We start from the raw sequence: 15562 nt of genomic DNA, 5'->3' as shown, positions 1-15562 counted from the left end.
ATCGTGGCTAAAACACCCGCCAAGAAAGCCGGCAAAGGCTTTGAAGAAACCCTCTGGGATACCGCCAACCAACTGCGTGGCAACGTGGAATCCTCTGAATACAAGCACGTGGTGCTGAGCCTGGTGTTCCTCAAATTTATCAGCGACAAGTTCGAGGCCAAGCGCAAGCAGCTGATCGCCAGCGGTCAGGAAGCCTTTGTCGAGATGGATGTCTTCTATCAGCAAGACAACGTCTTCTTCCTGCCCGAAGTGGCCCGCTGGAGCTATGTGAAGGCCCGCGCCAAGCAAGATGACCTGGCGGTACTGATCGACACGGCGCTGGCCACCATCGAGAAGCGCAACCCGGCACTGGCCGGCGCTCTGCCCGATAACTACTTCTCCCGTCTCGGGCTCGAGGCCACCCTCCTTTCGTCGCTGATCGATACCATCGAAAATATCGACACCCTGGCCAATGAGTGCCACCTCACCGAAGAGGATCTGGTAGGCCGGGTCTATGAGTACTTCCTCGGCCGCTTTGCCGCTACCGAGGGCAAGGGCGGCGGTGAGTTTTATACCCCAAAATCCGTTGTCACCCTGCTGGCCGAGATGCTCGAGCCCTATCAGGGCAAGATCTACGACCCCTGCTGCGGCTCAGGCGGCATGTTTGTGCAGTCCCTCAAGTTTGTCGAAAGCCATCAGGGCAAGAGCAAGGATATCGCCATCTACGGGCAGGAGCTCACCTCCACCACCTACAAGCTGGCCAAGATGAACCTGGCCATTAGGGGCCTGATCGGCAATCTGGGCGAGCGTGCCGCCGATACCTTCTTTCACGACCAGCACCCGGACCTCAAGGCCGACTACATCATGGCCAACCCGCCGTTCAACCTGAAAGGGTGGCGTGGCGAGTCGGAGCTCACCGACGATCCGCGCTTTGATGGCTTTAAAACCCCGCCCACTAGCAATGCCAACTATGGCTGGATCCTCCATATGCTTGCCAAGCTGTCGGAAGACGGCACCGCCGGCTTTGTGCTGGCTAACGGCTCCATGAGCTCCAACACCAGCGGCGAAGGAGAGATCCGCCAAAAGCTGATTGAAGATGACCGCATCGAATGCATGATCGCCCTGCCAGGACAGCTCTTCTTCACCACCCAGATCCCCGTCTGCCTCTGGTTTATGAGCAAGAACAAGGGGGCCAGCATCAAGCACGGCTATCGGGATCGCCGAGGTGAAACCCTGTTTATCGATGCCCGCGAGCTTGGCACCATGGTGAGCCGTACCAACAAGGAGCTGACCGCCGCCGATATTGCCCGTATCAGCGATACCTTCCACGCCTGGCGCAGCAGCGACGACGAATTGGCTCGTCGGGTCAAAGAGTGGGCGATCAGCATCGAACGCTATGAAGATCAGGCTGGCTTTTGCAAGGTGGCGACCTTGGCCGATATTGCCGCCAACGACTATGTGCTGACCCCTGGCCGCTATGTGGGCGCTGCCGAGGTGGAAGACGATGGCATCGCCTTTGAGACCAAGATGCAGGAGCTCACCCAAACCCTCTATCGCCAGCTGGATGAGGCGGCAGCTCTGGATCAGGCAATCCGTGCCAATATGGAGGCGCTAGGTTATGGCGAGTAAGTGGCCTTTAAAAAGCCTGAAGGAGTTAGGCGTCACGCTGATCGACTGCGTACATAAAACACCCACAGCTGTAGAGAAGGGCATTCCATATATTGGAATTCCACAGATGAAGAACGGCATCATCGACTTTTCAGCAAATCCCAGACTGATTTCCGAAGAGGATTATCAGCTTTGGACCGCCAAAGCTAAACCCACTCATGGGGATATTGTTCTTTCAAGACGATGCAATCCTGGCGAGACCGCTTATGTGCCTATGGGAAGTAAGTTCGCTTTAGGGCAGAACTTGGTTCTGTTACGTCCAGACCCAAAAAAGATCCACCCTGGATATTTACGATGGGTTGTAAACAGTCCCATCTGGTGGGATGAAGTTAGCAAGTACAAAAATCCTGGTGCAGTATTCGATAGTTTAAAATGCGCAGATATACCTAACTTTGAAGTACCAGAACCAACGCGTTCAGCTCAAATTTTAATCGACAAATGTCTTTTAGACATAAGCGACAAAATTGAACTAAACCATCAAATGAACCAAACCTTGGAACAGATGGCGCAGGCGCTGTTTAAGTCGTGGTTTGTGGACTTCGATCCCGTAGTGGATAACGCGCTGGATGCGGGTTTCTTTGAGCAGGGATTGGACCTCCCCGACGAGCTGCTGCGTCGCGCCGAGGCGCGCAAAGCCGTGCGTGCGCAAGCGGGCTTTAAACCCTTGCCTGCGGCTACTCGCCAGCTCTTCCCCACCGCCTTTGAACAGTGTGCTGATCTCACCCTTGGCCTCGGCGGCTGGGTGCCGCGAGGTTGGCATATATCCACGATCGGTGATGAGCTTACTGTTAAAGGTGGCTCAACCCCCAGCACTGCCCATCCCGACTTCTGGGAGGGTGGCGATATTCACTGGACATCACCTAAAGATCTATCTGGTAATCTTAATAAGATTTTGCTCACAACCGAACGCAAAATAACCTCCATCGGATTGGAGAAAATTTCATCAGGTTTGCTACCACCAGAAACTGTACTAATGTCATCTCGCGCCCCAGTTGGATATTTAGCTATAACAAAAATACCTACAGCTATAAACCAAGGATATATAGCTATAACCAAGACTAAGCGTCTATCGCAAGAGTTTACGCTATATTGGCTAGATTCAAATATAGATGTGATAAAAAGTATGTCTGGTGGTACAACATTTGCTGAAATTAGCAAAAAGACATTTCGAGCTATACCTATAGTTATTCCTGGAATGCAACTGGTTGATTTTGCATCAAGTATTATTCGCTCACAACTAGACAAAATAAGTGCAAATGCTGAGGAGTGTAGGCAGCTAGAAAAACTTAGAGATTATTTACTTCCTAGGCTAATTAGTGGCGAGCTTGAGGTTGATTTATGAATGATAACTCATTTCGCCTAAGATTGAGCACTGAGGCGATAGCCGAGACTAAAGAGGCTGTCAAACTAATAGAACAGAAAGAACGCTTGGAAGCGGCAATCAAGGATAGGGACGCAGCCCTATCTATTGATCTATCCAAAGCATTTCTTGAATCCATATTCAAAACTATTATTGCTGATAAATCTAAAAAACCTGAACTGCCCCATCAATTTGATAAGCTTTATCACAAAGCAAAAGATAATTTAGTGTTTAGTGATAATGAATACATCAACAAAAGACTAAATAATCTGGCGGATACAATTGCCACAGTAACTGGTCAACTAAGGAATAATTTTGGCGTTGCTTCCCATGGTAAGGATGGTTATCAGAAAAATGAACTTAAAATAAGTGAGGTGGAGTTTGTCGTGTCATCTGTCGATGGCTTGGCTGCATTTCTTTATAAGAGACACCGCGAGACTCTTGAGCCAGACAACCATCATAGAGTCCAATATGACGACTACCCGGACTTCAATGATTGGTATGATGGTCAATACGATGGTTACTCAATAAAGATTTCCGAACTAATTAGGTTTGAATATACAGCTAGCCAACTTCTTTTTATGCACGATCCAGAGGCGTATAGAGAAGTATTGCTTCAATATAAAGCGATTGAAGATGAGGGAGATGACGATGATGACTAACCTCTCATATTTCAATGAAGCAAAATTGGAGCAGGCCATTATTTCTCTGCTGGGGCAGCATCTCACCCCTGATGGGCAGCCCTGCTACCCCCACTTCCTTGGCAGCAGTTTGCCACGCAAGGACAAGAGCGAGGTGCTGCTCACGGGGGATCTGCGCGCCTATCTGGCTGCGCGCTATCGGGATGAGGGGATCACGGCGGGGGAGATCGCCGACATTGTGCGCAAGCTCGAGACTCTGCCCGCCAGTGACCTGTACCAGAGCAACAAGACCTTCTGCCATTGGCTCGGCAACGGCTTTTTGTTAAAGCGCGAAGACCGCACCCAAAAAGATCTCTATATCGAGCTGTTCGACAGTCGCACCTTGCCGGCTCAGCTGGCTGCGCTGTTTGCCAATGCAGACCAGCATGCCTGCAATAGCACCGCACGGATGGCCGGTGAAGCAGAGCTGCACGATCTGAGTGACTGCAACCGCTTGCGGCTGGTCAATCAATTGGAGATAGAAGGGCAAACCAAAGATGGCGGCCTGCAACTGCGCATCCCGGATGCCATCTTGTACCTCAACGGCCTGCCAGTGGTGGTGTTCGAGTTTAAATCGGCGGTGCGAGAAGAGGCGGCCACCCTCCATGATGCCTGGCGCCAGCTTTGCGTGCGCTACAAACGCGATATCCCCAAACTCTTTGTCTACAACGCGCTTTGCATCATCAGCGACGGGGTGAACAACAAGCTCGGCAACCTGTTCGCCCCTTACGAGTTTTACTACGCCTGGCGCAAGGTGAGCGGTTGTGAGTCCACCGAAAAGGAGAACGAAGCCCAGGGGATCAAGGGGCTCTACACCCTGGTGCAGGGGCTGTTTCACCCGCTACGGCTGCTCGATGTGCTGAAGAACTTCGTCTTCTTCCCCGACAACGCCAAACATGAGGTGAAGATCTGCTGCCGCTATCCCCAGTACTACGCAGCGCGCAAGCTCTACTACAACATCAAAAAAGAGCGCAGACAGCTGGTGAGCCGCCCGGATAGCACCGGGGTGATGGTGGTCGAAAACCAAGGGGGCAGCGGTAAGGGCGGCACCTACTTTGGTGCCACCGGCTGTGGCAAGAGCTACACCATGCAGTTTTTGGCGCGCCTGCTGATGAAGAGCGTCGATTTCGAGAGCCCGACCATAGTGCTGATCACCGACCGGACCGATCTCGACGAGCAGCTCGCCAAGCAGTTTTGCAGCGCCACCGCCTTTATCGGCGATGCGGTGATTGAGCCGGTCGCCAGCCGCCAGGATCTGCGCGACAAATTGGCAGGCCGCGCCAGTGGCGGGGTATTTCTCACCACCATTCACAAGTTCACCGAAGATATCCAACAGCTCTCGGAGCGCAGCAACATCATCTGTATCTCGGATGAGGCGCACCGCAGCCAGGTCAATCTGGATCAGAAGCTGGTGATGGATCTTGATCGCGGCACCATCAAGAAGACCTACGGATTTGCCAAGTACCTGCACGATTCCCTGCCCAACGCCACCTATGTCGGCTTTACCGGCACGCCGATCGACGCCACGCTGGATGTATTTGGCCCGGCCATCGACAGCTACACCATGAGCGAGGCGGTCAACGACGAGATCACGGTGCGCATCGTCTACGAGGGGCGCGCCGCCAGGGTGGTGCTCGATAACGGCAAGCTGGACGAGATAGAGAAGTACTACCAGGAGTGCGAGGCGCAAGGGGCGAGCGAATACCAGATTGAAGAGAGCAAGAAAGCCAGCGCCAATATGAACGCAATCCTGGGCGATCCGGACAGGCTAGCCGAGCTTGCTAAAGACTTTGTCGCCCACTACGACGAGCGGGTGAGTGAGGGCGCAAGCGTCAAGGGCAAGGCGATGTTTGTCTGTGCCAGCCGCGAGATTGCCTATGACTTCTATTGCTGCATCAAGGCGCTTCGCCCCGAGTGGTTTGAGGCCAAGCAGGCCATCGACGGGGTGGATCTTAGCGACAAGGATAAAAAGGAGCTGATGGCGCTGCCGATGGTCAATCTGGTGATGACCCGCGGCAAGGATGACGAGCAGGAGATGTATGATCTGCTGGGCAACAAGGAGTACCGCAAGGAGCTCGACAAGCAGTTCAAGAATCCCAAATCCAACTTCAAGATTGCCATCGTGGTGGACATGTGGCTGACCGGCTTCGATGTGCCCGAGCTCGACACCATTTACATCGACAAGCCGCTGCAAAAGCACAACCTGATCCAGACCATCTCGCGGGTGAACCGCAAGTTTGAGGGCAAGGAGAAGGGACTGGTGGTCGATTACATCGGCATCAAGAGTCGGATGAACATGGCGCTGGCCATGTACTCCAAGAGCGATGAGGTCAACTTCGAAGACATCCGCCAGTCACTCACCGAGGTACGCAACCACCTGGATCTGCTGCGCACCCTGTTCCACAAATTCGACAGCCGTGATTACTTCTCTGGCGAGCCGACCAAGCAGCTGGAGTGCCTGCGCCGGGGTGCCGAGTTTGCCCTGCAGACCAAGAAGATGGAGCTGCGTTTTATGGGGCTGGTCAAGCGCCTCAAGGCCGCTTATGACGTCTGTGTGGGCAACGAAGAACTGACCAATGATGAGCGCGAATGGGTTCACTTCTATCTGGCGGTGCGCTCCATCGTCTACAAGCTCACCAAGGGGGATGCCCCCGATACGGCTCAGATGAACCAGCGGGTGCGCGAGATGATCGCCGAGGCGCTCAAGGCTGACGGGGTGGAAGAGATATTTGCCTTGGGCGATGAGAAGGCCGAAACCATCGACATCTTCGACGATGAATATCTGGCGCGGGTCAACAAGATCAAACTGCCCAACACCCGGATGCAACTGCTGCAGAAGATGCTGGAAAAAGCCATCAGCGACTTTCAGAAGGTGAACCAGCTGCAGGGGATCAACTTCTCCAAGCGTTTTCGGGCCCTGGTGGAGCAGTACAACGAGCGAAAAGAGAACGATGTACTCAATGGCGAGGAGTTCGACGCTTTTACCGAGCAGATGGCCGACATGATCCTCGATATCAAGGGGGAGATGATGTCGTTTGCCAACCTAGGCATCGATATGGAGGAGAAGGCGTTTCTCGATATCCTCGAGCATATGTGCGTGAAGTACCAGTTCACCTACGACCAGGAGAGGATGCTGGAGCTAGCCAAGGCGATGAAGGTGACGGTGGATGACTCCACCCAGTACCCGGACTGGAGCAATCGCGACGATATCAAGGCCAAGCTGAAGGTTGACCTGATCCTGCTGCTACACCGCTACGGTTTTCCGCCTGTGGCCAACGATGAGGTCTACAAGAGCGTCCTGGAGCAGGCGGAGAATTTCAAGCAATTCTCACCCACAATCAATACCATATCTGGTCGTGGTGCTCGCCTTAGAGGTAAAGGAAACGGACGCAGTTATATCGATATTGGAGAGAAGAGGCTCTACCTTGCTCAACGTATAGAGCAAGCTGAAGATATGCATCATCTTGGGGTTCTCAACATAAAGCTCGATATCCCCTACAGTGAAAATTTTGCCGCAATGAGCTTGATGAACGATGTTCAAGACTTGATGCATTCCGGCATTAAATCACCAGAAACGCTGGATACTGTGATGACGTGTTTAGCATATCTTGACTCCATACTGAAACCCGAGAAAGACCTTGCCACAGAGAATGGCCTGGATCTTATTTTCGCGCTCGAAAAAGCCAAAGCTGGTAGTACCGAGTTGTGGTTACAGGTCTGTCTGATGGCGGGAAGTTTCAGCTCCATAGCTATGCCCATATTGAAGTTTATTGAAAAATATCCAGCATATTCTGATGGTTTTGACAGATTAAAGGCCGATTTGACCAAGCGCTGGAAGAGCCCAAAAGAGAATCCAAACGCTACCACCGAATCAGTGATCATTCTGGATGTTTCATTTCGTCAAGCGCTCAATGAAAAAGAAAGAAGAAGATTACAGTAATGCTTCAAGTGGATGAACTCGATGAAATATAACGAGGAAACCTGTACATACAGAACCTTATGAAAACTCAAGCCTGTATGTCCCATTCATTGCCGGTGACCACTTAGGTGGTCACCAAATTTATCAAATCACCAATCCCTTTTCTCTCCTATCGAGAAGCCAAAAACAAGTTGGATGGACATTGATAGAATGTCTATCACTTGCTAAATGTGGTACCCTACGTGGTACCCAAAGCCAAAAAGCACAAAGTGTTAGCTTCATGGTGAAGCTAACACTTTGTTTTATATGGTGCCGATAAGGGGAATCGAACTCCTGACCTTCGCATTACGAATGCGCTGCTCTACCAACTGAGCTATACCGGCTTGTTGCTCTCCACATTCATGAAAAATGACCGGCAAGTCAATTGAGCCAGCTCGATTTTATGAGTTGGCTCATGGTGTTAGAGCCCGATTTACAGATCGACAAACTCGGGGATATGGGCCCGGCCGCGGCTTTCGAGGAAATCGAGCAGAGCACGGGGGGAGCGCACCAGGATCCGCTCTTGCGGGAAGCCCGCTTCGGTCACCAGACGGTGGCAGTGGTCAAAATCGCCAAGAGTAAATGCCACGTGGGAATCGGAGCCGAAAGTGAGATAGGCCCCCAGATCTCGCGCTGCTTCAACGATGGCGCGGCAGTTGCCTTCACTACCCGGGCGCGAGTGAATGAAAGAGGAGTTGTTGATCTCCAGCGCTACCCGATAGTCAGCGGCCGCCTTGACCACTGCCTGAATGTCGATGGGAAATGAGGGGTTGCCCGGGTGGCTGATCATATCGACCCGGCCGCTCTTGATGGCGTTGATCATCGCCTGGGTATGGGTTGCCTGATCGCAGGGAGGGAATACCTGCTCATGAAAACCCGCCATGATCATGTCGAGGCGCGACTCATAGCGCTCGGGAAAATCGATCTCCCCCTCCAGGTTTTTGATGTTGGCCTCGATACCCCGCAGGATCCCTACCCCATCCACCACTCTTGGCAGTATTGGCAAGTTGGCAAAGTGCCAGACATGAGGAGCATCGGCCATCTCGGGGCCGTGATCCGTGGTGGCAAACAGCTTGATCCCCTTTGCCCTGGCTATCGGCAGATAGTCGTGGATGGTGCTGTAGGCATGGGTGCTGGCAATGGTGTGAGTGTGGGTATCGACCGGGTACTTCATCTTATCTCCCCTCATATTTTGAAGGGGCAGCATAACAAAGAGCGGCTGCTTGGGCCACGCCAGTGCTTGCCACACTTTGTCACAAAATACCGCGAAGCTGACATAGTCTGAAGGACCCTGGCTGGCATACTTCCCCCGTCGATACATGCCTGAACTCGCATCGACAGTTTGCTGTCAGGATGACGCGAACTCACTTTCCCCACCGTCGCGCCCTGCGGCGGTTTTTTTTGCCTGCAAACCGGTAACAAACGCGCAAAAAAAGGCCCAACTAGCATGGAGCAGGTTGGGCGAGACTTAATGTTTAATTGCAGTGGCATAGATATAGAGTCCTGCTTTTTGACTAAGTTCCGCCCACTTTGCTTTTTTCATCGAAAAACATTCCGCTAACACTAATTCACATTCTCTTGACACTTCACGTTATGAAACGTACTTTTTAAACATTCGTTTAAGTGAGGTGTCCAGTGAGTAAAATCGATACCAAAAACCGTATTCTCGACGCCGCTGAAGTGCTGTTTGCCGAGCGGGGATTCGCCGATACCTCTTTGCGTCTGATCACCAGCGAGGCCGACGTCAATCTGGCGTCGGTGAACTATCACTTCGGCTCCAAGAAGGAGCTGATCCAGGCAGTACTCGACCGTTACCTGAGCCTGTTTATGCCGGATCTCGATGCCCGCCTGCGGGTACTGATGGAGCAGGATCAGCTGACCCTGCTGCAACTGTTTGAAAGTTTTGTCGAGCCGCTGATGAAACTCTCGGCGGTGCGGGCCAATGGCCCGGCCATCTTCATGCAGCTGCTGGGGCGCGGCTATATCGACAGCCAGGGCCACCTGCGCCGCTTTATCACCGCCCACTATGGCCCCATTTTGCAGCGGATCACCCAGGCCATCTCCAAGGCCAATCCGGCCCTGTCGCCAGCGGATCTCTTCTGGCGCCTGCACTTCACTCTGGGCACCGTCGTATTCACCATGGCCTCCGCCGATGCCCTGCGCGACATCGCCCTGGCCGACTTTGGCCAGCAGCTCGATGTGGAAGGGCTGGTGCGCAACGTTATTCCTTATCTGGCGTCCGGAGTCGGGGCGCCCGTGGAGTCGACCAGGCTCTCCCTGGCCGTGTAACAACCAACAATAAATCAACGGAAACAGTGAAATAGAAGGAACTTCGGTATGATCACATTGCTTGTCCTGCTGGTGCTGGCGATAGCCGTTGTGCTCGGCGTACCCTCCATCCGTAAAAAGGTGGTAACCCGTCCGGTGTTCGGCATCTTCAAAAAGATATTGCCGCCCTTGTCAGCTACCGAGCGGGAGGCCATGGAAGCCGGCTCCGTCTGGTGGGATGGCGAGTTGTTTCGCGGCAACCCCGACTGGAAAAAACTGCACGGCTACGGCAAGGCCGATCTGACCGCAGAGGAGCAGGCCTTTATCGACAATCAGGTCGAAACCCTGCTCGCCATGGTTGATGACTTCAAGATCGTCAACGAAACCAAAGACCTGCCAGAGCCGGTGTGGGACTATCTGAAGAAGGAAGGCTTCTTCTCCCTGATCATCCCGAAATCCTACGGCGGCCGCGAGTTCTCGGCGATTGCCAACTCCACCATCGTCACCCGCATCGCCACCAAGAGTCTGAGTGTCGCGGTCACCGTCATGGTGCCGAACTCCCTTGGCCCGGGCGAGCTGCTGATGCACTATGGCACCCAGGCCCAGAAAGATTTCTGGCTGCCGGGGCTGGCCAATGGCAAAGAGGTGCCCTGCTTCGCCCTGACCGGGCCGGAAGCGGGCTCCGATGCAGGTGCCATTCCTGACAAGGGAATCGTCTGCAAAGGGATGCACAAGGGTGAAGAGGTGCTGGGTATTCGCCTCAACTGGAACAAGCGCTACATCACCCTGGCGCCCCGTGCCACCGTGCTGGGGCTGGCGTTCAAACTCTATGACCCGGAAAAACTGCTGGGTGACAAGGAGGAGCTCGGCATCACCTGCGCACTCATCCCCACCAGCCACCCCGGCGTGCGCGTCGGCGATCGCCACTACCCTATGGGTCTGGCGTTCATGAACGGCCCGACCTTCGGCAAGGATGTGTTCATTCCGCTCGACTGGATCATCGGCGGCCCGGATTACGCCGGTCGCGGCTGGCGTATGCTGGTAGAGTGTCTCTCCGCCGGTCGCGGTATCTCGCTGCCTGCGCTGGGCACCGCTTGCGGTCACATGGCGAGCCGCACCGTGGGCGCCTACTCCTACGTGCGCAAGCAGTTCGGCATGTCCATCGGCAAGTTTGAAGGGGTGCAGGAAGCGCTGGCCCGCATCGGCGGCCTCACCTATCAGCTGGAAGGGGCCCGTCGCATGACCGCAGGTTCGCTGGATTTGGGTCAGGCACCGGCCATCGTCACCGCGATTTCCAAGTACCACATGACCGAAATGGCGCGCCAGATCATGGATGACTCCATGGATATCCACGCCGGTCGTGCCATCCAGCTGGGCCCGAAAAACTACACCGGCTACGCCTACATGGGTATTCCGGTCGCCATCACGGTGGAAGGGGCCAACATCCTGACCCGCAACCTGATGATCTTCGGGCAAGGGGCTACCCGCTGCCACCCGTACGTGTTTGCCGAGCTGGAAGCGGCAGCCGATACCGACGTGGAACGCGGTCTCGAGAAGTTTGACGCCCTGCTGATGAAGCACATCGCCTTCGGCGCCGGCAACTTCTTCGGTTCCCTGTTCCAGGGGCTGACCCTGGGTCAGTTCAACAGCGCGCCGGTAGCCGGTGAAACCGCTCGCTACTACAAACAGCTCTCCCGCATGAGTAAAGGGCTGGCCCTGTGCGCCGACGTCTCCATGCTGATGCTGGGTGGCGATCTCAAGCGCAAGGAGATGATCTCCGCCCGTCTGGGTGACGTGCTGAGCCACCTCTATCTGGCCTCCGCCACCCTCAAGCACTACGAGGATCAGGGCCGCATGGTCTCCGATCTGCCGTTCGTGCAGTACGCGGTGGAGCGCAACCTCTACCTGATTGGCAAGGCGTTCGAGGGCTTCTTCCAGAACTTCCCGAACAAGGTGGTGGGTGCCGTACTCAAGCGGGTGGTGTTCCCGTTCGGCGTGGGTTACAAGATGCCGGCCGACGATCGCTGCCACGCCATCTGTCTGGCCATGATGAAACCGGGCGAGTTCCGCGACCGTCTGACCGCCCTCTGCTATGTGGGCAAGGACGAGGCGGATCCGGTCGGTCTGATGGAGCGTGCCTTCCAGGCCATGGTCGCTGTGCAGCCCTACGAGAAGAAGCTGGTGCAGGCCCAGAAAGAGGGCAAACTGCCCCGCAAACTGGCGCTGCCGGAGCTGGTTGCCGCCGCGCTGGCCGGTTCTATCCTGAGCAAGGACGAAGCGGACAAACTGCTGGCCGCCGATGCCCTGCGCTACGAAGCGATCCAGGTAGACAACTTCGCCCCGGGCGAGCTGGAAGGCTTCTCCCAGCAAGCAAACAAGCAGCCAAACAAGGTCGAGCACGCTGCCTGATCCCTTGGCAAACCTCTACCAAACCGGCCCTCGTGGCCGGTTTTTTTGTTTGTTAACCATGCATTTACAAGCCGGGAGAATTCCAGTTAAATGCTTGAGTCCCTGTTGCAGGGGCTTTGGAAGCAAGGCCAGCGGAATGGCCGATAACAACAACTCAGGAAGAGTGAATGAACCTCGCCAAAACGGCGATCGAACGCCCCATCTGGGTGGCGGTCTCGATCGTGCTTATTTTCCTGCTGGGCCTGCTCAGCATCCGGGGACTGCCGATCCAGCTGTTCCCCGACATCGACCGTCCACACCTCAACATCTCGGTGAGCTGGCGTTCAGCCTCGCCCCAAGAGATGGAGTCGGAGATCACCGACCCCATCGAGCAGGAAATGCAGGGGGTGCAGGGGCTCAAGAGCCTTGTCAGCAACAGCTATCCCGGCTTTACCGAAATCGACATGGAGTTTGCCCTCGGCACCGACATGCAGCGGGCCCAACTCGACGTGATTTCGCGACTGAACCGGGTCTCGGGATTGCCGGACAAGATCGGCGGCCCCTACGTCAACAACTACAGCAGCAACGATACCCTCACCTTCTTCTTCATCCAGCAGCTGCCCGGCGCCAAAGGGGTGATCGATGATCATCAGGCGTTGATCGAGGCGCGGGTCAAACCCGAGCTGGAGCGCATTGAAGGGGTCTCGACGGTCGCAGTCGAGGGGATCAACGAGCGCCAGATCCAGATCCGCTTCGACCCCTACCGAGCCGCCGAGCTGGGAGTTGAGATCCCGGTGCTGGCCAGCCGCGCCACCACCGGCTGGGACGTGTCGGCCGGTACCCTCGACATCGGTCGCTGGGAGTACAAGCTGCGCTTCGCCGGTCGCTATGATGTCGAGACGCTGGGGGACAAGGTGGTGGACTGGCGCGATGGCCTGCCCATCTATCTGCGGGATGTAGCAGAAGTAAGGGTGGCCAGGGAAGAGAACCCGGTGCTGCGGATCCAGAACGGCAATACCGCCATCGCCGCCCAGATCTTCAAGGAGAGCGGTGCCAATGCCCTGGCCTCCCTTGAGGCGATCAAGGCCCGGGTGAACGAGCTCAACCGCGAGGTGCTGGAGCCGGTCGGGCTGCACATGGAGCAGTCGTTCGATGCCTCCCTCTACATCAATCGCGCCGTCAGCATGGTCACTGCCAACCTGGGGCTCGGGGTGCTGCTCTCCTGTGCCATCCTCTGGCTCTTCCTGCGCCAGCTCAAGGCGACCCTGATGATTGCCCTCGCCATTCCCATCAGCATCATGCTCACCTTCTGCCTGCTCAAGGTGATGGATCGCACCCTCAACATCATCTCGCTGGCGGGCATCGCCTTTGCCGTCGGCATGGTGCTCGACGCCGCCATCGTGGTGCTGGAGAGTATCTACCGGCGCCACGAGCGGGGGGATTTGAGCAAGGCGGAGGCGGCGCTTAAAGGCACCCGTCAGGTGTGGACGGCGCTGGTCGCCTCCACCCTCACCACTGTCGCCATCTTCCTGCCGGTGCTGCTGCTCAACGATGTGGAGGGTCAGCTGTTTGCCGATCTGGCGCTCACCATCGCCTGCGCCGTGACAGTCTCCATGCTGGTCGCCGTCACCGTGCTGCCTGCGGTGGCGGCGCGCTGGATGGGACATGAAACGCTGACCGATCCCTATGAGTCGCTGTGGCAGCGCACCACTCGTCATGTGATCCGCTGGACCTCGACCTCACGCCAGCGCTGGACGGTCATCACCCTGATGATGAGCCTGCCGGCCCTGGCCACCTGGGCGCTGCTGCCCAAGATGGACTATCTGCCGGACGTGAAACGGGACGCGGTGGATGTCTGGATGAACTTCACCCCCGGGGTCAACCTCAAGGCCCAGCGCGAAGAGGTGATCGATACCCTGATCGCCCGCCTCGCCCCCTACATGAAGGGGGAGAAAGAGCCTGCTCTCAAGAACTACTACATCTTGCGCTACCCGGGGGGCGCCCAGATTGGCGTGCGCCCCAAGGACGAGACCCGCATCAAGGAGCTGGAGAGCCTGTTGATGAAACAGCTGCTGGTAGGCATTCCCGACACCCGGGTGTTCGGCGGTCAGGGATCGCTGTTTGGCGGCTTTGACAGCGAGAACGGCGTCTCCCTGCTGCTGCAGGGGGGCAACCTGCCCGAGCTCTATCAGGCGGCCCGAGCCAGCATGGGGATCCTCAGCAAGGACCTGCCGGGAGCACAAATCCGGCCCGAGCCGAGTCTCGACTTCACCGCCCCCGAGCTCAAACTGGTGCCGCAAGATCGGCGCCTCGCCGAAGTGGGTTGGGATCGCACGCCTCTGCCCACCATCATCCAGACCTTTGGCGACGGCTTGCGGGTTGGCGAGTATTTCGACGGCGAGGATCGGCTCGACATCATGCTGATGGGGCAGAGCTCCGCCAATCCGGACGAACTGAAGGCAGTGCCGCTGGCCACCCCCTCCGGACGCATCGTCCCCCTTGGCGAGCTGCTGCGGGTGGAGCACGACATGGGCCCGGCCAGCATCTTCCGGGCCGATGGGCGGCGCAGCATCATCCTGCAGATAGCGCCCCCGGCGGGCATGACCATGGAGCAGGTGATCGACACCCTGAAAAACCGCAGTTTTGCCGCCATCCGCCCCCTGCTGCCCGCTGGTGGCGAGCTGCGCATTGCCGGCAACGCCGACAGCCTGCAACAGGCGCTCGACAATCTGGGGACCATCTTCCTGTTTGCCGTGGTGATCCTGCTGGTGCTGCTGTGGGGGGTGTTTGCCTCCATCAAGGATGCCCTGCTGGTGCTGCTCACCCTGCCCCTTGCCTCGGTTGGCGGCGTGCTGGCGCTGCAACTGAGCGGGCTGCTGGTGCCGCTGCCGATGGACCTGCTCACCATCATCGGCTTTGTCATCCTGCTGGGACTGGTGGTCAACAACGCCATCCTGCTGGTGCATCAGACCCGCACCGCCGAGCGGGACGGTATGAGCCGTCAACTGGCGGTAGCTGATGCCTTGCAAAGCCGGATGCGCCCCATCGCCATGACCAGCCTCACCAGCATCTTCGGCATGCTGCCGCTGATGCTGAGCCCGAGCGAAGGGAGCGAAATTTACCGTGGGCTCGCCACCGTCATTGTCGGCGGCATGAGTTGCAGCACCCTGTTTACCCTGATCCTGTTGCCTGCCTTCCTGCGTCTCGGGGAGCAGGTGGCGATCCCACAACCCCTGCGCCAGCGGGCCTGAGCAAGGAGCT

At 56.3% G+C, this 15562-nt stretch carries 8 protein-coding genes and 1 tRNA gene; 7 read left to right on the top strand and 2 right to left on the bottom strand.

Annotated features, from left to right (window positions below):
- The first annotated feature begins 3 nt into the window (after positions 1-3).
- From AB5Z09_RS17255 to AB5Z09_RS17240, 4 genes are read left to right on the top strand one after another with little or no spacing between them, the layout of a single operon-like run.
- Positions 4-1608, top strand: coding sequence for a type I restriction-modification system subunit M (locus AB5Z09_RS17255; protein WP_368195811.1), 1605 nt, complete (start codon positions 4-6; stop codon positions 1606-1608).
- Positions 1598-2989: a restriction endonuclease subunit S gene (locus AB5Z09_RS17250; protein ID WP_368195810.1), complete on the top strand. Its 1392-nt coding sequence runs from the start codon at positions 1598-1600 to the stop codon at positions 2987-2989. Before AB5Z09_RS17255 ends, AB5Z09_RS17250 begins: the two co-directional genes overlap by 11 nt.
- A complete protein-coding gene (locus AB5Z09_RS17245; protein ID WP_368195809.1) occupies positions 2986-3669 on the top strand; it encodes an abortive infection family protein in 684 nt (227 codons plus the stop codon). The genes AB5Z09_RS17250 and AB5Z09_RS17245 overlap by 4 nt, the downstream gene beginning before the upstream one ends.
- Complete coding sequence (locus tag AB5Z09_RS17240; RefSeq protein WP_368195808.1) at positions 3659-7627, top strand: type I restriction endonuclease subunit R; 3969 nt, start codon at positions 3659-3661, stop codon at positions 7625-7627. The genes AB5Z09_RS17245 and AB5Z09_RS17240 overlap by 11 nt, the downstream gene beginning before the upstream one ends.
- Before the next feature lie 286 nt (positions 7628-7913).
- Here the strand turns inward: AB5Z09_RS17240 and AB5Z09_RS17235 are convergent.
- Both AB5Z09_RS17235 and AB5Z09_RS17230 read right to left on the bottom strand, forming a co-directional pair.
- A tRNA-Thr gene (locus tag AB5Z09_RS17235) sits at positions 7914-7989 on the bottom strand.
- Between the two features lie 89 nt (positions 7990-8078).
- Positions 8079-8819: a phosphatase gene (locus tag AB5Z09_RS17230; protein WP_144716123.1), complete on the bottom strand. Its 741-nt coding sequence runs from the start codon at positions 8817-8819 to the stop codon at positions 8079-8081.
- Positions 8820-9280: 461 nt separating this feature from the next.
- Between AB5Z09_RS17230 and AB5Z09_RS17225 the strand changes: the two genes are divergently transcribed.
- The 3 genes from AB5Z09_RS17225 to AB5Z09_RS17215 all read left to right on the top strand — a co-directional run bounded on the left by AB5Z09_RS17225 (position 9281) and on the right by AB5Z09_RS17215 (position 15552).
- Complete coding sequence (locus AB5Z09_RS17225) at positions 9281-9934, top strand: TetR/AcrR family transcriptional regulator (protein WP_041208826.1); 654 nt, start codon at positions 9281-9283, stop codon at positions 9932-9934.
- Positions 9935-9982: 48 nt separating this feature from the next.
- Positions 9983-12322 carry an acyl-CoA dehydrogenase gene (locus tag AB5Z09_RS17220; RefSeq protein WP_368195807.1) on the top strand — a complete coding sequence of 780 codons (2340 nt, stop codon included), beginning with the start codon at positions 9983-9985 and terminating at the stop codon, positions 12320-12322.
- 167 nt (positions 12323-12489) lie between these two features.
- Entirely contained in the window at positions 12490-15552 is a 3063-nt protein-coding gene (locus AB5Z09_RS17215; protein ID WP_368195806.1) for an efflux RND transporter permease subunit, read from the top strand.
- Positions 15553-15562 lie beyond the last annotated feature (10 nt).

Origin of the sequence: Aeromonas sp. R2-2, assembly GCF_040908355.1 — a bacterium.
In the GTDB taxonomy this organism is placed as follows: Bacteria; Pseudomonadota; Gammaproteobacteria; order Enterobacterales; family Aeromonadaceae; genus Aeromonas; species Aeromonas veronii.
This window is presented reverse-complemented; position numbering and strand designations above follow the sequence as displayed.

Coding starts and splice junctions, on each gene's coding strand:
- AB5Z09_RS17215 (WP_368195806.1), top strand. CDS start 12,490: ATGAACCTCGCCAAAACGGCGATCGAACGCCCCATCTGGGTGGCGGTC.
- AB5Z09_RS17245 (WP_368195809.1), top strand. CDS start 2,986: ATGAATGATAACTCATTTCGCCTAAGATTGAGCACTGAGGCGATAGCC.
- AB5Z09_RS17250 (WP_368195810.1), top strand. CDS start 1,598: ATGGCGAGTAAGTGGCCTTTAAAAAGCCTGAAGGAGTTAGGCGTCACG.
- AB5Z09_RS17240 (WP_368195808.1), top strand. CDS start 3,659: ATGATGACTAACCTCTCATATTTCAATGAAGCAAAATTGGAGCAGGCC.
- AB5Z09_RS17220 (WP_368195807.1), top strand. CDS start 9,983: ATGATCACATTGCTTGTCCTGCTGGTGCTGGCGATAGCCGTTGTGCTC.
- AB5Z09_RS17230 (WP_144716123.1), bottom strand. CDS start 8,819: ATGAAGTACCCGGTCGATACCCACACTCACACCATTGCCAGCACCCAT.